20 protein-coding genes are annotated in these 20,613 nt (G+C 71.1%); 13 read left to right on the forward strand and 7 right to left on the reverse strand.

Annotated features, from left to right (window positions below):
- Positions 1–92 precede the first annotated feature (92 nt).
- The 5 genes from ACFVHO_RS28985 to ACFVHO_RS29005 all read left to right on the forward strand — a co-directional run bounded on the left by ACFVHO_RS28985 (position 93) and on the right by ACFVHO_RS29005 (position 6,224).
- On the forward strand, positions 93–1,286 hold the full coding sequence (locus ACFVHO_RS28985; protein ID WP_385720777.1) for a serine hydrolase domain-containing protein: 1,194 nt from the start codon (positions 93–95) through the stop codon (positions 1,284–1,286).
- Positions 1,287–1,832: 546 nt separating this feature from the next.
- On the forward strand, positions 1,833–2,291 hold the full coding sequence (locus ACFVHO_RS28990) for a hypothetical protein (protein ID WP_385720780.1): 459 nt from the start codon (positions 1,833–1,835) through the stop codon (positions 2,289–2,291).
- 497 nt (positions 2,292–2,788) lie between these two features.
- Positions 2,789–3,481, forward strand: coding sequence for a DUF4232 domain-containing protein (locus ACFVHO_RS28995; protein WP_385720783.1), 693 nt, complete (start codon positions 2,789–2,791; stop codon positions 3,479–3,481).
- A gap of 254 nt (positions 3,482–3,735) precedes the next feature.
- On the forward strand, positions 3,736–4,929 hold the full coding sequence (locus tag ACFVHO_RS29000; protein WP_385720786.1) for a serine hydrolase domain-containing protein: 1,194 nt from the start codon (positions 3,736–3,738) through the stop codon (positions 4,927–4,929).
- 314 nt (positions 4,930–5,243) lie between these two features.
- Positions 5,244–6,224 (forward strand): NAD(P)-dependent alcohol dehydrogenase, encoded by a 981-nt coding sequence (locus ACFVHO_RS29005; protein ID WP_385720789.1) that lies wholly within the window; start codon positions 5,244–5,246, stop codon positions 6,222–6,224.
- Between the two features lie 14 nt (positions 6,225–6,238).
- On the opposite strand, the gene ACFVHO_RS29010 is transcribed toward ACFVHO_RS29005, so the two are convergent.
- The 3 genes from ACFVHO_RS29010 to ACFVHO_RS29020 all read right to left on the reverse strand — a co-directional run bounded on the left by ACFVHO_RS29010 (position 6,239) and on the right by ACFVHO_RS29020 (position 7,641).
- Positions 6,239–6,499, reverse strand: coding sequence for a hypothetical protein (locus ACFVHO_RS29010; protein WP_385720791.1), 261 nt, complete (start codon positions 6,497–6,499; stop codon positions 6,239–6,241).
- A 93-nt stretch (positions 6,500–6,592) separates the two neighbouring features.
- Positions 6,593–7,135, reverse strand: coding sequence for a GNAT family N-acetyltransferase (locus ACFVHO_RS29015; RefSeq protein WP_385720793.1), 543 nt, complete (start codon positions 7,133–7,135; stop codon positions 6,593–6,595).
- 101 nt (positions 7,136–7,236) lie between these two features.
- Positions 7,237–7,641: a RidA family protein gene (locus ACFVHO_RS29020; protein WP_385720796.1), complete on the reverse strand. Its 405-nt coding sequence runs from the start codon at positions 7,639–7,641 to the stop codon at positions 7,237–7,239.
- Between the two features lie 479 nt (positions 7,642–8,120).
- Between ACFVHO_RS29020 and ACFVHO_RS29025 the strand changes: the two genes are divergently transcribed.
- A complete protein-coding gene (locus tag ACFVHO_RS29025; RefSeq protein WP_385720799.1) occupies positions 8,121–8,537 on the forward strand; it encodes a hypothetical protein in 417 nt (138 codons plus the stop codon).
- Here ACFVHO_RS29025 and ACFVHO_RS29030 read toward each other — a convergent pair.
- A complete protein-coding gene (locus tag ACFVHO_RS29030; RefSeq protein WP_385720801.1) occupies positions 8,503–8,874 on the reverse strand; it encodes a winged helix-turn-helix transcriptional regulator in 372 nt (123 codons plus the stop codon). The two genes, ACFVHO_RS29025 and ACFVHO_RS29030, sit on opposite strands and share 35 nt — an antisense overlap.
- A 93-nt stretch (positions 8,875–8,967) precedes the next feature.
- On the opposite strand from ACFVHO_RS29030, the gene ACFVHO_RS29035 reads away from it, so the two are divergent.
- Positions 8,968–9,807 (forward strand): NAD(P)H-binding protein, encoded by an 840-nt coding sequence (locus tag ACFVHO_RS29035; protein ID WP_385720804.1) that lies wholly within the window; start codon positions 8,968–8,970, stop codon positions 9,805–9,807.
- Between the two features lie 140 nt (positions 9,808–9,947).
- Here ACFVHO_RS29035 and ACFVHO_RS29040 read toward each other — a convergent pair whose 3' ends face one another.
- Entirely contained in the window at positions 9,948–13,940 is a 3,993-nt protein-coding gene (locus ACFVHO_RS29040; protein ID WP_385720806.1) for a DNA-binding protein, read from the reverse strand.
- Between the two features lie 286 nt (positions 13,941–14,226).
- Here ACFVHO_RS29040 and ACFVHO_RS29045 point away from each other — a divergent pair, with 286 nt between their 5' ends.
- Entirely contained in the window at positions 14,227–14,730 is a 504-nt protein-coding gene (locus tag ACFVHO_RS29045) for a hypothetical protein (protein WP_385720808.1), read from the forward strand.
- Between the two features lie 107 nt (positions 14,731–14,837).
- Here the strand turns inward: ACFVHO_RS29045 and ACFVHO_RS29050 are convergent, their stop codons facing one another.
- Positions 14,838–15,200, reverse strand: a complete 363-nt coding sequence (locus tag ACFVHO_RS29050) for a DUF6191 domain-containing protein (RefSeq protein WP_385720810.1) — start codon at positions 15,198–15,200, stop codon at positions 14,838–14,840.
- Positions 15,201–15,510: 310 nt separating this feature from the next.
- Here ACFVHO_RS29050 and ACFVHO_RS29055 point away from each other — a divergent pair, with 310 nt between their 5' ends.
- The 3 genes from ACFVHO_RS29055 to ACFVHO_RS29065 are packed head-to-tail and all read left to right on the forward strand — an operon-like array spanning position 15,511 to position 17,719.
- Positions 15,511–16,488, forward strand: a complete 978-nt coding sequence (locus ACFVHO_RS29055; RefSeq protein WP_385720813.1) for an NADP-dependent oxidoreductase — start codon at positions 15,511–15,513, stop codon at positions 16,486–16,488.
- Positions 16,489–16,547: 59 nt separating this feature from the next.
- Positions 16,548–17,318, forward strand: a complete 771-nt coding sequence (locus ACFVHO_RS29060) for an alpha/beta fold hydrolase (RefSeq protein WP_385720816.1) — start codon at positions 16,548–16,550, stop codon at positions 17,316–17,318.
- 56 nt (positions 17,319–17,374) lie between these two features.
- Entirely contained in the window at positions 17,375–17,719 is a 345-nt protein-coding gene (locus ACFVHO_RS29065) for a hypothetical protein (RefSeq protein WP_385720819.1), read from the forward strand.
- 127 nt (positions 17,720–17,846) lie between these two features.
- Here the strand turns inward: ACFVHO_RS29065 and ACFVHO_RS29070 are convergent, their stop codons facing one another.
- Positions 17,847–18,386: a hypothetical protein gene (locus ACFVHO_RS29070; protein ID WP_385720822.1), complete on the reverse strand. Its 540-nt coding sequence runs from the start codon at positions 18,384–18,386 to the stop codon at positions 17,847–17,849.
- 79 nt (positions 18,387–18,465) lie between these two features.
- On the opposite strand from ACFVHO_RS29070, the gene ACFVHO_RS29075 reads away from it, so the two are divergent.
- Positions 18,466–19,794: a flavin monoamine oxidase family protein gene (locus ACFVHO_RS29075; protein ID WP_385720825.1), complete on the forward strand. Its 1,329-nt coding sequence runs from the start codon at positions 18,466–18,468 to the stop codon at positions 19,792–19,794.
- 204 nt (positions 19,795–19,998) lie between these two features.
- Entirely contained in the window at positions 19,999–20,433 is a 435-nt protein-coding gene (locus tag ACFVHO_RS29080; protein ID WP_385720828.1) for a peptidoglycan-binding protein, read from the forward strand.
- Positions 20,434–20,613: the final 180 nt, after the last annotated feature.

Genomic DNA, 20,613 nt, shown 5'->3' on the forward strand with positions numbered 1-20,613 from the left:
TCCCCTCCGCCATGCTGGGCGCCAACGGGCGGTGGTGCTCGCGTCGACGGCAGGTGCCGGGCGGGCGTGAGTGCCGGACGGGGGAGGGGTCGATGTCAGGGCCGAGCGTGTCAACGAGCGCGGCGTTCAAGCGGGTTCCGGTCGGACGCCGTGCGGTGGTGCGCGGGGCGGCGCTCCTCGTGCCCGCCCTGGCGGGCGCGGCGGCGTGCGGCCCGGAGAAGCGGGACCGCCGCTCGGACGGTGAACTCCACGACCGGATCCACGACTTGGTCACGGCCGAGCTGCCGAAGGGCCCGGGAGCCACCGTCCTCGCCGCGAGCGAGTCCGGCATCGTGTACAGCGAGAGCTTCGGGCTCGCGGACCGCGCACGCGGCATCCGGTGCGGACGCGACACGGTGTACGACATCGCCTCCAACACCAAGCAGTTCACCGCGGCCGCCGTCCTGAAGCTGGAGATGGACGGCCGCGTCCACGTCCGCGACCGCCTCGGCGACCTGCTGCCGGGACTGCCCCCGGACATCCGCCCGCTGACGGTGCACCAACTCCTGTCCCACACCTCGGGCCTGCCGGAATTCCTGCCCGACCGCTACGGCGACGACTACACCCCTCTGTCCCGCGCGGAGCTGCTCCAGGCCCTCACCCACACCGAGCTGCGCTCCCGCCCGGGCCGCGCCTTCCACTACTCCAACCTGGGATACAGCCTGCTGGCCGTGGTCATCGAGGAACGATCAGGGCAGCCGTACGAGCAGTTCCTCGCCGACCGCCTCTTCCGCCCTGCGGGCCTCGACCGGACCGGTCACGTCCGGCCGGGCTGGCCGCGGCGGGACATCGCCGTCGAGTACGACGAGAAGGGCAAGCCCGCGGGCCGACCGACCGAACAGCCCTGGGCGCCCGACGGACCGCACTGGAACCTGCGGGGCAACGGCGGCATGCTCTCCACGGCGACGGACCTGTTCCACTGGCACGTCGCCCTGAACGGCGGCGAGGTCCTCTCCGCCGACGCACGCCGCAAGCTGTTCACCCCGCACGCGACCGCGTCCGAGGACTCCGACGACGGACTCGCGTACGGATACGGCTGGGCCCTGGACCCCGGCACCGGCGAACACCGCATCGCCTGGCACACCGGCCAGAGCCAGGTCGGCGGCTCCTACTCGGAGATCGTCCGCTCCGTCGACGGGCGGGCCCTGGTGGTGCTGTCCACCAACTACAGCACGAGAAAAGGGGCATGGGCGATCCCCGAGGTCGAGCTGGCCCGCGGGATCGCCGACCTCATCCTGGAGGAATGACCGGACGGCGGCAGTGGGCGAACAGCGCGGAGCGCCCGCCATGAAGGCCCACATGGGTGACGCCCGCGCGAGTGGGTCTTTGGGCCCCCGTTAGCTCAGGGGAGTGACTTTCTGGGTGCTTTCGGGCTTACCGGGCATATCTGTCTTCCAGTAGCAACAGGACTGGGAGAGACGAAATTGAAGTGGATCAGGATGCCTGTGCTGGCGGCGGTCGCTGCCTTGACCCTCACCACAGGAATGACGGATGCCGTCGGTCGGACGAGCGGCGCGCAGACCCCCGAGCCCAGGGCCGCGGCTCCCTCGGATCACAGCGGGGTTCAGGGCAGCGAGCTGGTCATCCCTGCGGGCGCGGCCGCAACGGCCATCGCGTCGTGCCCAGCAGGCCGTGAACCGAGCGGAGGCGGCGGGATCAGGTCCGGGAAGGGGCTCTTCCTGACCGGCTCCGCACCCCGAGGCAACGGCTGGGAAGTCAGGTTCAGCAACAAATCGGGTGCGGAGCGCAGAGGTTCAGCCTTTGTCGTCTGCACCGCTCAGTCCCACACGCGCGTGGCCGACAGCCCTCTCACGGTGCCCGCCCGCGGGCAGAGCGTCAGCAGCTTCCTGAACTGCCCCGGCGGCCAGGTGCCCACCGGCGGGGGTTGGGAGGCATCAGGCAGCGACGTCGTCGGCCTGCGGTTCTCCTCCTCGACCAACAACTACCACGCCGTGGTGTTCAACAACTCCGACGCGGAGCAGAACTTCAACGCGGTCGCGCTGTGCTCGACGGTCCCTCATGAGCCCCGGCTCGGCACCCAGGTCACCGTCCAGCCCGGCGCTGAAGGAGTGGCCACGGCCAATTGCGACCCCGGTCAAGTGGCCAGCGGTGGTGGCTCTTTCCCCAGCGGCCAGGCATTCATCGGCGCCTCACGCCCACTCGCCAACGGCACGGGATGGCAGATCACCGCCGAGAACACGACGGATACGCCCCAAAAGGTGACCGCACAGGCGATCTGCACGGCGTCGTGATCGCGTCTCCACGACGGTGGTCGTCAGTCTAGGGAAGCTTGGCGCCTGTCCGGTGACCCGACCACGGCCGTGAAGTCCCCCGCGGAGTAAGAGGGTTGGCCTCGGCCCGGTCAAGATCCACAAGGTTACAGGTTCGTCCCAGACGGGGGCGGGTTCGAACAGGTGGGCAACAGAGGTGGGAACTGGTGTTCCCGGGCTCATCGGCGGTACGCCCCCGGGCGGTGCGGCGCACCGCCCGGGGGCTCATTTCCCTTGCTGGAGGGCGGCGGGGGAGGGTGCGGCACCGGCGCCGGGAGGGGTGGGCGCGGCCGGAGCACTCCCTGGACCGGTGGGCCTCGTTGCTCGCCGTGCGTGTAACAGGGGTGTATTAGCGGGCGGTTGGGATGAACGCGGCTCCGAGCCGAGCGGCTCATGGAGGGCAGAAACGCTCGCTCGTATCGACTTGTTCGACTCGGGCCGGGCGGTAGACACCCCCAATCGATGCTGAGGAAGAAACGATGCGTGTTCGCAAGCTCACCTTCGCCGCTCTGGCCGTCGCCACGACTCTCTCGCTCGCGGCGTGCAACGACGGGGACGACTCGGCAGGGGACTCCCCGTCGGCGGAGTCCACGGCGTCGTCCTCGTCCGGGGGTTCGGGCTCGGGCGGTGCGGACCAGGACGGCGGCAAGGACTCCGGGGGGAAGGACTCCGCCGGGAAGGATTCCGCTGGGCAGGGCTCGGGCGGGCAGGGTGCGGCCACCGGAGGCGGTTCGGACACGAGCGCCAAGGTGGGCAAGTGCCGTACCGACGAGCTGGACATCACTGCGTCGGACAGCACGGTCGACGGTGACACCGAGGGCACGGTCGCGGTGACGTTCAAGAACGGTGCGGGCCGGGACTGTGCGCTGTCCGGGTACGCGGGCGTCGACTTGAAGACGAGCGAGGGGGACCTGTCCGCGACGCGTACGGGGCAGTCGAGCCCGATGGTGCTCAAGGACGGTGAGTCGGTGTCGTTCGGTGTCACCTACCCGGTCAATGACTCGGGCGGTTCGGGCGTGAGTGTGTCGGCGATCGTGGTGACGCCTCCTGGGGAGACGAAGTCGTTCTCGATGGAGTGGCCGGGCGCCGCGACCCTGCCGGTCACCGAGGGCGGCGGTACGCCGGTCAAGGTCGGCCCGATGGGCAGCGCCGGCCAGGGCGGAGCGAACTGACCCGCTCTCAGCACCGGAGCGGAGCGAACTGCCCCCCTAGGGCCCGAACGGGACCCGAACGGGACCCGAACGGGACCCGAACGGGGAGGACGGCGAGGGACGCAGGGGACCGGATGTATCGCGGGCGTATCGAAAACCGCATACGCCACAGCAACGGTCTCCCGCCTTCCATGGAGGCACGGACCACAGCGGTCCGTGCCGGGGCGTGCTGCCCCGGCTCCGGAAGGTGTCACGGAACGGAGCGCGTCGTGCCGTTGGGGAACGTTCGTCCGTCGCTGAGGAGTGCCGGTCTCGCCGCCGGTCTCGCCCTGCTGATGATGGCCCAGGGAGGGCCCGCCACCGCGGCCCCCGCGAGGGTCGGGAAGGTGCAGAAGGCGATGGAGGAGCTCGCCAGGATCCCCGGGGTCGTGGGGGTCGTCGGCGGGGCCTACGTCGACGGGAAGTCCGTCGGCCTGGGGAGCGCGGGCTCCCGATTGCTGAACGGCGAGGGCGGGAGGATACCCGCGGACGCCCGCTTCCGGATCTGGTCGCAGACCAAGCAGATGGTGGCCACCGTCGTGCTGCAACTCGTCAAGGAGGGCGAGTTGAGCGTGGATGACAAGCTCGGCGACCTGCTGCCGGAGGTGGTGGAGAAGGACCTGGTGACGCGGGCCGACGAGATCACGGTCCGGCAGATGCTGCGGCACACCTCCGGCATTCCCGACTGGTACGCCGACAAGCCGAACCCGGACGGCAGCGAGGGAGACCCCGCGTTCGACGTGTTCGACTTCACGACCCCCTACCGGCCGCTGGACCTGGTCGGGTGGAGCCGTGGTCGGCCCCGGACCGGGGAACCGGGCGAGAAGTGGTCCTACTCCAACACCAATTACACCCTCCTCGGCATGATCATCGAGAGGCTGACCGGGCACGACCTGGCCACCGAGCTGCGCACGCGCCTGTTCGGCCCGCTCAAGATGACCAAGACCTACCTCATGGTCAAGCCGCCGGACGGCGTCGAGGGATCGCACAACCACGGCTACTACCCTGACGCCGACGGCAAGCCGCGCGACGTGGACCGTTTCAACGCAGGCCTCGCCGGTGCGGGGGCCGGAGGGGTGGTCTCCACCGCGCACGACGTGAGCGCCTTCAACCGGGCGTTCACGCAGGGCAGACTGCTGCCGCCGGAACTCCGGCGAATCCTGACCGACCGGCTGCCCGGTGCGGCGCGCGCCCGGGGCGAGGGCCGCGGCCGTTGCGGCGACGACCTCTACATCACGGGCGGGTCGGCCCCCGGCTCCATCGCCATGACCTTCTACTCGGAGGACGGCCGTCGCCAGTTCGCGATGTCGTTCACCCTGAGCGCCAAGCCCAGCACCGTGGAGCTTGACGTGAGCAAGGCCGTGGAGAGCGTCTTCTGTCCCTCCGCCGCAGGGGCGGCCCCGCGCTCCTCGGCCCGCGTCGGAAGCTGACGGCGAGGGCTTCCGGGTTCCGGGGATGCCCCCGGGACCCGGAAGCCTGGTGGGAGAACACGCGGGCGGTGCCTGCCCGGACCCACGAACTCGGCACGTGGAGTCACCTCGTGTGCCCACCAACTAGAACCCGCATCCGCTTCCCGCTTCAATGGAACTCAAGGCGGAACAGGGGTGGAAAGGGGGGCGGCGGTCCCGGAAAGCCACTCTGCGGGCCGAAGGCGGGGTGTGCCCCGCGCCCCGTGCACCACCGACGATCCGCCTGAGCCCCCACGGGCCAGCCCACCCGCTCACTTCGACCGGGAGAAGCCGCTGTGAAGGCCATCGTGCAGAACGTCTACGGCTCCGCGGACACGCTCCACGTACGGGACGTCGATCGGCCTTCCCCCGCCGAGGGCGAGGTGCTGGTGCGCGTGCACGCCGCAGGCGTCGGCCCGGACGTCCTGCACGTGATGACCGGGGTGCCCCTGATGGTCCGCCTGTTCCTCGGACTGCGCGGGCCCAGGAACCCCGTGCGGGGCTGGGACGGCGCCGGACGCGTCGAGGCGGTCGGCGCGAAGGTGACGGGCTTGCAGCCCGGCGAGGCGGTGTACGGGCACTTCGACGGCTCCTTCGCCGAGTACGCGCTCGCCAAGGCTGAGAAGATCGCCCCCAAGCCCGCGAACATCAGCTTCGTGCAGGCTGCCGCCGTCCCGGTCTCCGCCGTCACCGCCTTGCAGGCGCTGCACACCAAGGCGGGCCTGCGGGCCGGCCAGAAGGTCCTGGTCATCGGCGCCTCGGGTGGGGTCGGCAGCTTCGCCGTGCAGCTCGCCGTAGCCCACGGCGCGGAGGTCGTCGGCGTCTGCGGGGGCCGTGCGGCCACGTTCGTACGCTCCCTCGGTGCCACGACCGTCCTCGACTACGCCCGCCAGGAGATCACCGACAGGCCCCACCGGTACGACGTCGTCCTCGACGCCGCCGGCAACCGTCCCCTGCCCCTGCTGCGCCGCGCCCTCGCCCCGCACGGCACCCTCGTGCACGTCGGCGGCGAGGGCGGAAGCCGCTGGTTCGGCGACACCGGCACCCAGCTGCGGATGGCACTCCAGACGCGTCTCGCGCGGCAGGACCTCCGCGGCCTGTTGGCAGTCGTACGCCGAGCGGACCTCGTGACCCTCACGTCCCTGATCGAGAGCGGCGCCATCACCCCGGTCGTCGACAGCACCTACCCCCTGGCCGAGGCCCAGGTCGCCGTCCGTCATCTGGAGCGGGGCCATCCCCGGGGCAAGGTGGTCCTGGTCGTGGCGCCCACGGCCTGAGGCGGGCGGGCGTCTCAGGCGAACGGGTCGCCCGCCACCCCGCTGAGGCGGACGAGGCCGGGCCTGCCCCTGTCGGTGACGAGCACGTACAGCGTGTAGGCCGAGCCCGTCTCATCGGCCTTGCCGCGGACCCAGGCCAGGACCTCCTCGACATCGGCGCCCGTCACCTCGTACTCGTCCGACGCCTTCTGGGACCCGTCCCAGAAGTACGCCCGATAGGTGGCGCCGTCGTGCTCCCAGGTGGTGTCTCGTGGATCCACTTCTCGTACGTGCATGGGGCAACCGTATCGGCGCGACTCGCGGGCGGATCGCCGACCCAGGGGTCAGCGATCCGGCGGCGGAAGCCGAACGGCCCGCCGGACGGGCTTCTACGCCTTCGAGTCCGGCTTCCACTCCTCGGCGAGCAGCCCGAGCAGCACCTCGTCGAGGAACTCGCCCATCACCCAGGCCGCCGAGCGCAGCACGCCCTCACGGACGAAGCCGTTGCGCTCGGCGGAGCGGAGCATCGCGGTGTTGTCGGCCAGCGTCTCGATCTGCACCCGCCGCAGGCCGCGTACGACGAAGCCGTAGTGGCACAGCACCGCGACCACGTCGGTGCCGTAGCCCTTGCCGCGGGCGGACGGCAGCAGCGCCACGCCGATGTGCGCGGACCGGTTGTGCTGGTCGATCTGCCACAGCTCCGCGGTGCCGACCAGCGTGCCGCTGTCCAGCTCCACCACGGAGAACGAGGCGCACCGCTCGTCCTTGTCGTCCACCACGAGCTTTGAGTCCTTCGACCCGGGCGTGATCGGCCGCCACGGCCGCCCGTCGGCCCGCGAGTGGTTGACCACGTCGTCGTAGAGCTCGGCGTGAAGAATCGGGATGTCGTCCTCGTGCCGGGCTCTCAGCCCGACCTTGCCGCCCTTAAGCATGGGAGCTTCCTATCCGCCCGGACGGAGCGGCGGCAAACGAATAAGCGGTCGCCGTGGTCGGTGCGGCGGCGGGCGCGGGTACCGGTCGCGCTGACTGTTCCCTACGGTCGTACCGCCACCGCGTCGATTTCGAAGAGCATGCCCGGCAGGGCGAGGGCGGCGACGCCGCTGAGGGTCTGGGCCGGGAGCCGGTCGCCGAAGCGCGCGTGCAGCACCTTGCCGAGTGCCTCCAGCTTCTCCATGTCGTGGTCGACGATGAAGCTGCCGAGCCGGACCACGTTCTCGTATCCCAGACCGACCCCTTCAAGCGCCGACTGGAGGCGGTCGAGGGCGAGTTCCACCTGGGTGGCGAAGTCGCCGGGGACGGGCGCGCCGGTGCTGTCGGAGGCGTACTGACCGGCGATGAAGACGAGTTCGCCGGGTGCCGAGACGGCGTGGCTGTAGCCGAAGGGGGTCGGGTCGTGGAGGGTGGCCGGGTTGGTGATGGTGCGGTGATCGTTCGTCATGTCTGCTCGAACACGCCCGCAGGCCGATGCATTCCGCCTGCGTACCAGGCATATTGACCAGGACGGCGCGCTGGCATCCAGGAGGCGTGCTGTCCGGCGGTGGGGGCGTTGTGGGCGTGAATGCGCTCTGCCCCACGGCCCCGGCCTGAGGCAGGCTGCACTGTGACTGCTCTCTGAATATCTGCGGGGTCATGATGAGCGATGACGTTGAGGGAATTGAGGCGGTCCGGGCATTCGAGCACTGCGAGCGGCTGCGCCGCACGGTTCGGCAGACGCTGGACCGAACCCTTCACATGCGGGCGAAGGCCACGGAGATGCGGCTGCGGACCGAGCAGATGCGCTGCGTCGTTCAGAGGCGATCGACGCCGCCGGGGCAGTAGCGGGCCTTGATGTGGACGCGTTCGCCCTGCGGGCCGAGGATGCTGAGGAACTCCACGGGGGTCGGGTTCACGGCCGTCGGTCAGACCGGCGGGCAGGATGTGCTTGAACGCCTGGAGTCCGCCGGACGCGCGCGTCAGCGGCAGAACGGTCATGCCGCCTCGGGTGAGCGGCTTCGGATACACCCGCGATCCTGCGCCAACCGGGCCACGCGGCGCCACGCGGCGCTGCGCGGCCTGCTGGACGCCGTCGCGCCCGGCGGCACGCTGCTCTTCGCCACCCACGCCCTCGCGGACCTGATCCCGCGCCCGGACGACGACTTCGACCCCACCGCCTACTACCAGCCCGACGACATCGCCCGACTCCTCGACCCGACCTGGAGCGTCCAGCTCATCGAGACCCGCCCCCGCGCCGCCCAGGCCCCCACCGGCACCCCTCACACCCACGACAGCGTCCTGCGAGCACTGCGCCCGCCGGGCCGGACTATCCCGCGTCGCGCGGCCCCATCCGCTGGGTGATCCGGTCGAACAGGTCCGTCAGCGGCACGCCGATGTCCTGGCCGAACTCGGTCAGCCCATAGGTGACCTGGGGCGGCGTCGTCGGCTCGACCTCACGCCAGACAAGGCCGTCCCGCACCAGCGCGCGCAGGGTCTGAGCGAGCATCTTCTCGCTGATGCCCTGGATGCTGTCGCGCAGCTCGTAGAACCGAAGGTCGTTGCCCCGCAGGGAGATGAGGACCCAGATGCCCCACCTGCTGGTCACGTGGTCGACCACGTCACGCGCGGGGCAGTCGGTGTGAAACACCTCATACCGCGTGCCCGCCTCGGCCTGCGTGAGCTGCGCGCCTTCCTCCATGTCGGGAGCTTACCTCTGGGTATGTTCTTACGAAAAGTAAGCCCCCGCTCCTAGCGTCAACTGCCTTAGAGTACAACGGACTAGGAGCAGAAAATGATCGTGGTGACCGGGGCCACCGGAAATGTGGGCCGACCTCTGACGCAGGCCCTCGCCGACGCGGGCGAGCAGGTGACGGCGGTGTCGCGGAACGCGGCGGCGGTACCGGACGGCGTCCGGCACGTGGCGGCCGACCTGTCCGAACCGGCGGGCCTCGCGCCCGTGTTGGAGGGGGCGAAGGCCCTGTTCCTCCTGCTGTCCGGCGACCTGCACGCCCCCGACGCCCGGCCCGCCGACATCGTCGACCTGGCCGTGGCCGCCGGGGTCCGCCGGATCGTCCTGCTGTCGTCGCAGGGCGTGGCGACCAGGCCGCTCGGCCCGACCCGGGTCGCGATGCGCGCGCTGGAGGACGCGCTGCGCGCGTCAGGCCTGGACTGGTCCGTCCTGCGACCGGGCGGCTTCGCCTCCAACGCCTTTGCCTGGGCGGAGTCCGTCCGTATGCAAGGCATCGTTGCCGCGCCCTTCGGCGACGTAGGGGTGCCGGTCATCGACCCGGCGGACATCGCCGAGGTCGCGGCGGCCTGCCTCCTGGACGACCGGCACAACGGCGGGGTGTACGAGCTGAACGGGCCGGAGGTGATCACGCCACGGCAGCAGGCGGAGGCGATCGCCGCGGCGCTCGGCTCACCGGTACGGTTCCACGAACTCACCCGCGACGAGGCCAAGGCCACGATGACCCGGTTCGTACCGGCGGAACTCGCCGACGACACCCTGGACATCATCTCCGCCCCGAACCCGGCCGAACTGCGGCTCAGCCCGGACGTGGAACGAGTCCTCGGCCGCGCCCCGCGCCCCTTCGGCGACTGGGTCGCCCGCAACGTCGCCGCATTCCGCTGAGACACCTCCCGACTTCCGCTGAGGCACACCTCGACTTCCGTGAGGCCCGACTCGGCTGAAGTACCCGGGCGGCCCCGTGCGGCAGCAGCCGTTCGGGGCCGCCCGCCTCCTGAGCGCCGCCGCCAGTTGCGACCCTCCACTCAGCAGGTGGCGCGGTACGGCAGATCCGGCAGATACGTCCGCCAGTCCCGCCGCGACAGCCCCGAACCCGCCCGTTCGCACACGGCGTCGACCAGACGCGCGGGGGCGAGCGCGTACTTCTGCAGCGGCACGTGGGAGCCGCCCGCGTACAGCGTCCGGCCGTCGGCGCTGAAGGCCAGCGAGGTGATCGTGTCGCCGGGCGTGGGCAGGGGCGAGCCGAGTGGCTGGCTGGAGGGGACGTCCCACAGCTGGATGGTGCCGGAGTGGGTGGCGACGGCGAGCGTGGTGTTGTCGTGGGAGAAGGCGAGCGCGCTGACCCAGTCCTCGTCGGTCGTGGGCGCGGCGTCGGAGTCCGCGGCGGTCAGCACGGCGCGGCGCGTGTGCCCGGTGCCGTCCCAGACGGTCACCCGGCCGTAGGCGTCGCCCGCGGCCAGGTACTGCCCGCCGGGGCTGAACGCCAGCTCGCTGGTCAGGGTGCCGCTCAGTGATGTGCGCAGGGTCTTGCCCGAGCGAGGGTCGGCGATGGCCTGCCAGGAGGCGACCCGGGCGGAGTCCGGCCGTATCGCGAGCGCCCCCGAGATGTCCTTGAGGGTCCTGACCTTCTCGGGGCGGGAGCCTGAGCGCAGGTCCCACACCTCGGTGGTCTCGCTGAGCGAGGTACGGGCCAGGAACAGGAGGGAGCCGTCGGCGCTGAGCACGAGACCGTCCAGGCCGCTGTCGCCCATCTCGTCCGCTCGCAGGACCACCGTGGCGCGCTCACGGCCCTTCCGGACGTCCCAGACAGTGACCCGCTCCCGCTTCGACGCCTTGGGGTCGCCCAGTTGCCGTGCCCGCCCGTAGGCGAAGTACCGTCCGTCGGCGCTGAACGCCATGAGATCGGAGCAATTGTCGGCTTGCTGCGCCTCGGTCATCTCGGCCGCATCCAGCTCTTCGGGTGCCACGTCATCAGGACCGGCCGACACGGGGCTGTCCTCGGAGCCCTTCGGGCAAGGCTCGACCGGCGGTTCGAAGACGGTCCGCCCGCTGCGGGTGTCCACCAGCCGCAGTTCCTTGGCGCCCTTCGTGTGGCGGACGACGGCCTGGGTGCGGCCGTCCGCGGCCAACTTCCCCTGGGAGAAGTACTCCTTGCGCCATGGCGCCTCGACCGCCGACTTGACGCTCAGCGAGTGCAGCACCGTCCTCGTCTCGTTGAAGTAGCGCACGGCTCCCGCGTCCAGGTCGAGCTCGAACCCCCAGGACGCGTCGCCGACGGTGGCCTGGCGCAACACCGGCGCGCCCGGCGCGTCCAGCCGCCACATCTCGACCCCGTCGGCCGTGGACGCCATCACGAACTTGTCGTCCGCGCTGAACCGGACATCCTCCAGCCCTTGGTCCTCCACCCGCGGCGCCTCACGGCCGCTGCGCAGATCCCAGCGGCGGATGTCTCGGCTTGTGACGCGCGCCAGGTGCCTGCTGTCCGGGGTGAAGACGAACGAGGCGCCGCCGCAGTCGAACCGCTTCTTGTCCTCGGCCAGCCAGGATCGGCTGAGCCGAGCGCGCCGGGGGATGTCCCAGATCTCCAGCGGACCTTGCTCACCGCAGCGGGCCAGCAGGCGGTTGTCCGCACTGAGCGCGAAGCTCTCCGTCTTCTCCGGATGCCGCTGTTTCATGGTCAGCACGGCACGGCCGCTGCGCACGTCGAAGAGCTTGCTGGACGAGACATCCGGGCCCTCTGGAACATCTGAACTTCCCGCGCTCTCCAGGTGATCGGCCCTGCCCGCACCTGCCGGAGCATCCGCTCCGCCCGCGCCCTGAGAGGTGCCCGACCCGCCCGCGCCCCACGGCACACCCATGTCATCCCCGCTGTCCGACGCGCCCGAGCCGTCCACGTCCCACACCGTCAGCGCCACGCGCTTGCCGTCGGGCGAGAAGACGACGCCCGGCCCATTGCTCGCGGGCAGGCGGCTGACCACGCGTCCGGCACGGACGTCCCACATCACCGTGGAGTCGATCGTGCTCACGGCCAGCGTCCGGCCGTCCGGGCTCACCGTCAGCTCAGCATCGTCCGCGGCCAGCTTGCCGAGCCCCGGATACGAGCGTGCTCGCGGCCGCAGCTCCCGCATGTCCCACGTCCGCACGCGGCCCGCGCCCACCGCCACCAGCGTCCGCCCGTCGGCGGTCAGCTCGGTCGCCACGACGTCCGACGCGGCGCCGGGGCGGGAGAAGGACGACACCTCGTTCTGCGCCATGGCGCCGATCAGCGCCGAGCGGGTCTCGGTGGACTCCGCGAGCCGCCAGGCGGCGACACTCAGCCGCATCGCGGTGACCGGGTCGTGATCACGCATGGTGGCGGCGGCCGCGGCGATGCGGCGGGCCTCCGCCTCGACGTGCCGACGCTCACTCGTACGGCTCTCCCGCCACGCCATCACACCCGCGATCACGGAGAGGACCACCAGCACGGCCAGCGCGCCCGACAGGGCACGACCGCGGCGCCGCGCTCGCGTACGGGCGCGTCGGCTCGCCGTGAGGAAGGACAGCTCGAGCCCGGTCAGATCCGCGCACCCGTCACCGTCGGCGGTGAAGTGCTCCGCCGCCGCGGTCAGCCGGGCGCCCCGGTACAGCGCGCCCCGGTCATGCGCCAACTCCTCCCAGGTGTGCGCCGCCTCCGTCAGATGGCGGTGGGCGCGCAGCCGGTCCCGGTGCGCGTCCACCCAGGCTCCGAGGCGCGGCCAGGAGGTGATCAGTGCCTCGTGGGCGAGGTCGACGGTGTCGTCGTCGAGGGTGATGAGCCGGGCCCGGGCGAGCAGGTCCACCACGGCGTCGACCTCGTCGCGATCACCGAAGTCCAGTTCCGCGCGCCGGATGGGACGCCGGGTGTCCTGTGCTCCTTCACCCGGGGCGATGAGGCGCAGCAGGATGAGGCGCGCCATTTCCTTGCGGCTGTCCGAGAGTTGTGCGTGGACGTCCTCGGCGGTGCGGGCGATGGCACCGTGCACGCCGCCCGTGTCCTCGTACCCCTGCAAGGTCAAGGTCCGGCCGCGCCGTCGCCGCCAGGTCTCCCGCAGCGCGTGGGAGAGCAGCGGCAACGCCCCCGGCTCGCTCCCGGCCTCCTTCACGAGGCGGGCGGTCAGCTCGCGCTCCACGATCAGCCCCGAGACCTGGGCGGGCTTCACGACCGCGTGCCGCAGCTCGGCGGCCGACATGGCCGTAACGAGGAGGCTGGCGTCGGACAGCACGTCCGCCAGGGCGGGGTGTTCGGCGCAGCGACCGTAGAAGTCGGCCCGTACACCGAGCACCACCCGCAGCCGACTGCCGGGACTCCGTGCGGCCAGGAGCCCGTCGATGAAGGCCGCCCGCTCCTCCGGATCCCGGCACAGCGTGAACACCTCCTCGAACTGATCCACGATCAGCCAGGTGTCACCGTCCCCCGCGGCGGGCGTCAGCAGCGCCGTGTGCGTACGCAAAGGATGCTCGCCCGGCGTGAGGATGCGAAGGGCCGCGGGACGCTCCGCCGCGTCATCGACGCGCCGCAGCCGGGGTATGAGCCCCGCCCGCAGAAGGGACGACTTGCCACCCCCGGAAGGGCCGAGGACCACGGTGAAGCGGCACTCGCGCACACGCCGCAGGAGGTCCTCGGTCAACCGCTCCCGCCCGAAGAACAGCCCCTCGTCACCGGGCTCGTAGCGGGTCAGCCCCCGGTACGGCGACTGCTCGGCGTCGCCCTCACGCTCGTCCAGTGACTCCTCGGCCTGCTCCCGCTCCACCTCGCGCCAGCGCCGCTCCCACTCCTGCGGGTCGGCTCCGCAGGCCCGCGCGTACGCGAGCGCCACCGCGAGCGACGGCAGCTTCTCCCCGGCGGCGGCCTGGGACAGCGCCGTCACCGAGTACTCCGCCTGCTGTGCCATCACGCGATACGACGGAGCTCCCGCCTCCTGCCGCATCTTGCGCAACTCGACCGCGAACCGGGCCACCGGCCCGTCCGCCGGATCGAGCGGCTTCTCCCGACGCCCCACCCCACGCCCCCCGTATTCCGTTGATCAGCCGTCCCAACCTATGAGCCGCCGCAGCTCCCAGCAAGCAATGCGGCGGCCCCGCGCGGGTCACGCGACGCGACCGGACCGACCCCGCCGGATTGTTCATCAGCACGGAAGAGGGGTGCTGAAAAACGCCGCACGCTGTGAACTCCTCGTCATCAGCACGGCCACGGCCCGCCTCGGCGCGGCGCCTGCCGCGCTGCCGGTCCGCGGGTTCCACAGACCTCTCCGCGGAGGTCGGCCCGCGGCAGGGGAGGGACGAGACATGTCTGCATCGACGAAGCCGCGCACCCGCTGGCGCAAGACGGTCACGAGCATCGGCGTCACCGGCGCGTTCGCGGGGCTCGTACTGAGCGGAGCCTCATCCGCCGGTGCGTCCACCGCCGCACCGGACGAGAAGAGCTCCCGCTCCTCCAGCGCCGCGCCCATCGGCTTCCACGGCACCTCGGGCAGCACCAAGGCCAAGATCAGCGGGACGTACCGGTACTGGTACGCGGGCAAGGACGCCAACGGTCGTGCCTTCTACGACGGGAAGTTCTCCGGCGCCACGGCCCAGGACCGCGCGCCGGGTGACGGCTACGAGGCCGTCCTTGCGCTCAAGTACGACGAGTTCGTCGGCGGCGGCTGGCGGACGGTCAAGAACCGCGTGGCCGTGGTGAACGGCACCAAGTCGTGGTCGTTCAGAGCCAAGGACAAGGTCGTCGCGTACGCCTGCGACCGCAAGGTCGGCACGAAGAGGCTTCTCAACTGCAAGTCCTGGCGCTTCTGACAAGCGGTTGCGCATGGGTCTTTGCTGTACAGGGGACAGCGAAGACCCATGCCTGACCCCACGCCGAGGGGGGCCGGGCGAAGCGGGGCGGCCTGGGCCCGGGCGTCCTAACGTCGGCCTTCGCGGACATCACGCCGGTCCGCGTACGCGCTGTCGGCTCCCCGAGGCCGAGCAGGCACGATGAACGCCGTTCCCCTGACCAGGTCGATGCTGGAGCGGGGTGGCGCACCGTCGCTCTCGTCGTCCCGCAGCAGGAGTTCCACCCGCCGCTGCTCCATCTCGACCGTCTTGTTTCCGTTCATGACCGCCGTGAACTCGTCGAAGGCCGTGTTCGACAGCGACCGTCCCGTACGCCTGCGCAGCCACGGGATCAGACCCAGCCCCGTGAACCACCGCCACACGCTCTCCACCAGGGCGAACAGGACGAGCTGACACACGAACGCCGGGAACGACAGGAGCCAGATCGTCACGGGCGACTCCCGGCGTACGTCACCCGGCGGGGGTGCCTGTCTCTGATGGTCATGGGACGACTGTGCTGGATCCGCGGCGCGCGGGGAATCGGACCAGCGAATGATCCGCTTCCCCCGTGCGGCGGAGACGCCGCCACGGGAGATCCACCGGACATGCCCTGGTGCGACGACATGACGCATGGCCAGATCCTGTCGATACATGGCCATCAGGCCATCACCGGAGACCTCGCGGACCAGCCAGTCTTGCGGCCGTGCCCCCATCCACGGGCACGAAAGCCCCAGCCTCTCCCACCGCACAAGGAACGTCGCCATGGCCGAGCCCCAGCCCGTCACCGCCCCCTCCACGATGCGCGCCGTCTCCCAGGACCGGGCCGGAGCCCCCGATGTCCTCAAGGTCGTGGAGGCCGCGCGGCCGGAGCCGGGACGGGGCGAGATCCTGGTCCGCGTACAGGCGGCGGGCGTGAACCCGGCCGACTGGAAGACCCGCGCGCGGGGGATGTTCGGCACCGGGGCGACGCCCCCCTTCACGCTCGGTTTCGACGTGGCCGGAGTCGTCGAGTCGGTGGGCCCCGGCGTGACGATCTTCCAGTCCGGCGACGAGGTGTTCGGGATGCCCCGCTTCCCGCACCCGGCAGGCGCGTACGCCGAGTACGTCACGGCACCGGCCCGCCACTTCGCTCCGCGCCCGCGCGGCCTGAACGCCGTCCAGGCCGGAGCCCTGCCGCTCGCGGCGCTGACCGCCTGGCAGGCCTTGGTCGACACCGCCCGGATCCGGGCCGGACAGCGCGTACTGGTCCACGCGGCGGCCGGGGGCGTCGGCCACCTGGCCGTGCAGATCGCCAAGGCCCGGGGCGCATACGTCATCGCCACCGCAAGCGCCGCCAAACACGACGTGCTGCGCACGCTCGGCGCCGACGAACTCATCGACTACCGCACCCAGGACGTCGCCGAGGCCGTCCGCGACGTCGACGTGGTCCTCGACAGCGTCGGCGGACCCAACTGGACACGCTCGCTGCGCACCCTGCGCCCAGGCGGCATCCTCATCTCCCTGGTGCCGCCGGACGACACCTTCCCCCTCCGGCAGGCCGAGGGCGCGGGAGTGCGGGCGGTGTTCATGCTCGTGGAACCCGACCAGCAGGGCCTGCGCGAGATCGGCGCCCTTGTCGAGGACGGCCGTCTGCGGGTGATCGTCGACACGGTGCTTCCGCTCGAACAGGCCGCGCAGGCCCACGTGTTGGGCGAGACGGGCCGCACCACGGGAAAGATCGTCCTGGAGGTCGGGAGGTAGTCGGGAGCCAGGAAGTAATCGGTGGGGGAGGGGCGGGGCCGGCGCCTAGCATGAGCTGCATGCGTGAGTTCTTCACAGTTGATCAGCAGCGGTTCTCGTTCCTCGACTTCGGTGGTTCGGGTCTGCCGGTGCTGGCGTTTCACGGGAACTTCAGCGAGGCGGCGGTGTTCGCCCCACTGGCGGAGGCGCTGGCGCCGCAGTGGCGAGTGATCGCACTGGACCAGCGCGGGCATGGCGAGTCCGACCGCGCCAAGAGCTACGAACGGGCAGATTTCGTCGCGGACATTGCGGCTTTCCACCGCCACTTGGGCCTCGGTCCGGTGCCGGTCCTCGGCCACTCCCTGGGCGGTGTGAACGCCTATCAGTACGCCGTCCGGCACGCGGACCAAGTCACATCCCTCATCGTCGAGGACGTCGGCGCGGTGGTGGAGATCGACCCGACGTTCACGGCGCAGCTGCCGCGCAGGGCACCGTCCCGTGAGGCGTTGGCCTCGGCCATCGGCTGGACGGCACCCTATTTCGCGTGCTCGTTCCGCCAGTTCGACGACGGCTGGGGGTACTCCTTCGGCATCGAGGACACGGTGCTGACCCAGAAGGCCCTCACCGGCGACCACTGGAGCGACTGGGAGTCGGTGACCTGCCCGACCCTCCTGGTCAGGGGAACCGACAGCGAGGTGCTCGCGCAGGACCACGCCCAGGAAATGATCGCCCGCCGGGCAGGCGGGGCCCAGCTTGCCGAAGTCCCCGCCGGGCACGTCGTGCACCACGACGCACCCGACCGGTTCGCCGCCGCCGTGCGCACGTTCCTGTCCCGACAGCCGATGACGTAGAGGACGGGGGCGGGACCTCGGGACCGTCCCGTCAGCCGCTCGGGCAGGGAGGACCCATGGGTGAAGGTGATCCGCACATCCATGTCGACGTGAAGGTGGTCCACGCGGACGCGGCTGCCCGGGACATGATGGCAGCCACGTTCGGTCTGGTCGGTGACCTGCCGAGCCTCGTCGCCACGGGGTGCGGGCTGCGGGTGCCGTACGCGATGACCTCTCCGCGTCCGGACCGTGTCACCTGCCTGCCCTGCCGTGAGCACGCGCGGCGCGAGCACCTGCGTCTCGCGGCGGAGGTCGAACGCCTCAGCCGCATGCCGGGATCAATCATCAGCCCCGCCGAGGGCAGGCTGGCCGCGGCCAGGCATCGCGAACTCGCGCGGAGGTTCTCCGGCGCGGAGGGCTGACTCCACGGCCGGGGCGACGCCGGACCCCGTGCAGCACCGCACCATCGGACCCTGTCGGCCGCCCCATCGGACAGGCCCTGGGCGCCGAGCTGAGCGAGCACCGTCAGATACCCAGCGGCGAGTACCGTCAGACGCCCAGCGGAGCGAGCACCGCGTCCACCACCCGCAACCGCCGCTCACGCGACCACTCCGCCGGAGCCTCGAACCCGGCCAGGACCAGCCCGCCGACGAGAACATCGACGACGTCCGCATCGCCGGGCCTGCCGACCAGACGCCGCATCACCGCATCCCACCAGCGGTTGAACTCCTCCAACTCGGCCCGCACGACCGGCTCGGTCCGCGCCCCGAGAACGATCGCCAGCCAGATCCGCTGCGCGTCGGCCCCGGTGCCGAGCACCGCCCACTCCACCAGCGCGCGCAAGGGACGCTCGCTGCCGTCGAGCAACTCGGTGATCTGGGCCTTCCGGACTTCGACCTCATGGCGCACGGCGATCCGGATCAGCTCCTCCCGGCCGCTCACGTAGTGCGTGACCTGGGAGGTGGAGGCGCCGACGGCCGAGGCGACGGCGCGGATCGTCGCCTCGCGGAAACCGCGCTCGGCGGCGATCTTCAGGACCGCGGCGCCGATGTCGCGACGGCGGGCTGCGTGGTCGACCTGACGGGGCACCCGGCCACTCTTGCACGCCCCATATCCTTCATGCAACGCTCGTTGTAAAACACCTGATGCAAAACCGAGAGGGGCGGAGATGCCTGATGTGGTCGTGGTCGGCGCCGGGTACGCGGGACTGTGCGCCGCACGCAGGCTCCGCGCGGCCGGACTCGACGTCGTCGTACTGGAAGCGACCGACCGGGTCGGCGGCCGCACCCTCACGGCACGGCTCGCCGGAGGCTGGGCCGTCGACCTCGGCGGCCAGTGGATCGCCCCCGCCCACACCCGGTTCGCCGCACTGGCCCGTGCCTACGACGCGGCAACCTTCACCGGCCACACGCAGGGCGACAACCTGCTGCTGTCCAAGACCTCCAGCCGCCGCTTCTCCGGCGAACTCCCGCCGCTGCCCCCGCACGCGACCGCCGTCCTGGCGATGGCGCTCTGGAAACTCGACCGCCTCACCAGGCGCACGCTCACCACCACCCAGGCAGAGCGCCTCGACTCGACCACCGTCGCCACCTGGCTGCGCCGCCGACTGCCCGTGCCCCAGGCCCGCCGCCTGGCCGAAGCGGTCCTGGGCGCCGAACTGTCGGTCGACGTGGCAAGCGTGTCCATGCTCGCCCTGATCACCGCCATCCGCGGCGCCGGGGGGCTGCGGGCCGGTACGGAAGCCGAGACCGCATCCGCCCTCTTCACCGACGGAGCGGACGGCCCCGCCCGCTCCATCGCCGCCGAACTCGGCGATGCCGTCCGACTCGGCACACCCGTGACGTCCATCCACGACACCGGCACCGACGTACACGTCGCCGACGTACGAGCCGCACGCGCGATCGTCACCCTGCCACCGCCCCTGGCCGGACGCATCCACTACACCCCGCCCCTGCCCGCGCCCCGCGACCAACTGACCCAGCGCATGGCCATGGGCGCGGCCCTCAAGACCTTCGCCGTGTACGACACCCCCTTCTGGCGCGCGGACGGACTCTCGGGCCTCGCACTCGACCTCGAAGGGCCCATGACCTTCGACGCCTCACGCCCGAACGGCCCCGGCCTCCTGTGCACCCTGGCCAACGGACCCGCGGCCCACCACCTGACCCGCCTGACCCCGGCCGAACGCAAGGCGACGATCATCCGGTCCCTCGTCCGCGGATACGGCCCCCGCGCGGCCCACCCCGTCGACTGGCACGAGAAGAACTGGACCGACGCCCCGTACAGCCGCGGCGGATACAACGCCTACTTCCCCCCAGGAGTCCTCACCAGCGTCGGCTCCGCCCTGCGCGCCCCCGTGGGACGCATCCACTGGGCCGGCAGCGAAACCGCCACCCAATGGGTCGGCTACATCGAGGGCGCGATCCGCTCGGGCGAACGAGCCGCCGACGAAGTCATCGAGGCGGAGGCCCGGTTCCAGGACCCGGTCATCCCGGACTGACCGACACCCGGAACCCTCCACACCGCACGCATCTCCGGGACCGACCATCCCCCTGTCCGTGCCTCCCGCTTTTTGTTTCACGCCCAGAACCGGGCTGTAGAACAACTCCCGCCCTGGTGAAGTCGAGGCCGGATCGAACGGCGCACCCCCCGAGCCGGGTGTGCCGCCCGATCACTCCTCTCTCACACACACATGGGGGTACGCATGTCCAGCACCGTAGGAATCCGACGCCTGGCCGCCGCCGGCGTCGGCACGGCTCTCTTCGCCTCAGGGCTCCTCACCATGACCGCGGGCCCGGCTCACGCCGCCACCCCGGTCTGTACCAAGACCGTGACGAAGTCGAACGGAGGCTTCTCGGGCCCCGTGGCCGCCGCGTCCAACGGCTCCCTGAACTGTCAGCTGGGCCCGGGCAACCGCGGTTCCGCGGTCAAGGCGCTCCAGAACTCGCTGTGGCGCTGCAGCACGGCGAATCCCGGTGCCATCGACGGCGTGTACGGCGGCAACACCAAGGCGGCCGTCGCCAAGCTCCAGCGGTCCAAGAACGTCCGACCCGCGGACGGCCTCTACGGCCCGAAGACACGCAAGGTCTTCTACTGGCTCATCAAGGGCCCCCAGGGCGCCGTCTGCTCCAAGTTCTGAGGTCTGAGTTCCGAACAGCGAGCACAGCACAGCGAGCACAGTGCGGTGGGCCCCCCGGGGAGGTGTGGTGTGGGGGCCCCCGGCGGGACGAACGCATCGGGGAACCGTAGGACGCGTACCGCGGGGTATTGGGGGTGTGTCTTTTAAAAAAAAAGAACAGGCCACGAGAAGAGGGGGGTA

Origin of the sequence: Streptomyces sp. NPDC127108 (genome assembly GCF_042677545.1) — a bacterium.
Classification (GTDB): Bacteria; Actinomycetota; Actinomycetes; order Streptomycetales; family Streptomycetaceae; genus Streptomyces.

Bases quoted from the DNA above. Each gene is read 5' to 3' on its own strand.
- ACFVHO_RS29045 (WP_385720808.1), top strand. From the start codon at position 14,227: ATGTCTGCATCGACGAAGCCGCGCACCCGCTGGCGCAAGACGGTCACG.
- ACFVHO_RS28985 (WP_385720777.1), top strand. From the start codon at position 93: ATGTCAGGGCCGAGCGTGTCAACGAGCGCGGCGTTCAAGCGGGTTCCG.
- ACFVHO_RS29055 (WP_385720813.1), top strand. From the start codon at position 15,511: ATGGCCGAGCCCCAGCCCGTCACCGCCCCCTCCACGATGCGCGCCGTC.
- ACFVHO_RS29035 (WP_385720804.1), top strand. From the start codon at position 8,968: ATGATCGTGGTGACCGGGGCCACCGGAAATGTGGGCCGACCTCTGACG.
- ACFVHO_RS29080 (WP_385720828.1), top strand. From the start codon at position 19,999: ATGTCCAGCACCGTAGGAATCCGACGCCTGGCCGCCGCCGGCGTCGGC.
- ACFVHO_RS29060 (WP_385720816.1), top strand. From the start codon at position 16,548: ATGCGTGAGTTCTTCACAGTTGATCAGCAGCGGTTCTCGTTCCTCGAC.
- ACFVHO_RS29030 (WP_385720801.1), bottom strand. From the start codon at position 8,874: ATGGAGGAAGGCGCGCAGCTCACGCAGGCCGAGGCGGGCACGCGGTAT.
- ACFVHO_RS29020 (WP_385720796.1), bottom strand. From the start codon at position 7,641: ATGACGAACGATCACCGCACCATCACCAACCCGGCCACCCTCCACGAC.
- ACFVHO_RS29015 (WP_385720793.1), bottom strand. From the start codon at position 7,135: ATGCTTAAGGGCGGCAAGGTCGGGCTGAGAGCCCGGCACGAGGACGAC.
- ACFVHO_RS29065 (WP_385720819.1), top strand. From the start codon at position 17,375: ATGGGTGAAGGTGATCCGCACATCCATGTCGACGTGAAGGTGGTCCAC.
- ACFVHO_RS29010 (WP_385720791.1), bottom strand. From the start codon at position 6,499: ATGCACGTACGAGAAGTGGATCCACGAGACACCACCTGGGAGCACGAC.
- ACFVHO_RS28995 (WP_385720783.1), top strand. From the start codon at position 2,789: ATGCGTGTTCGCAAGCTCACCTTCGCCGCTCTGGCCGTCGCCACGACT.
- ACFVHO_RS29075 (WP_385720825.1), top strand. From the start codon at position 18,466: ATGCCTGATGTGGTCGTGGTCGGCGCCGGGTACGCGGGACTGTGCGCC.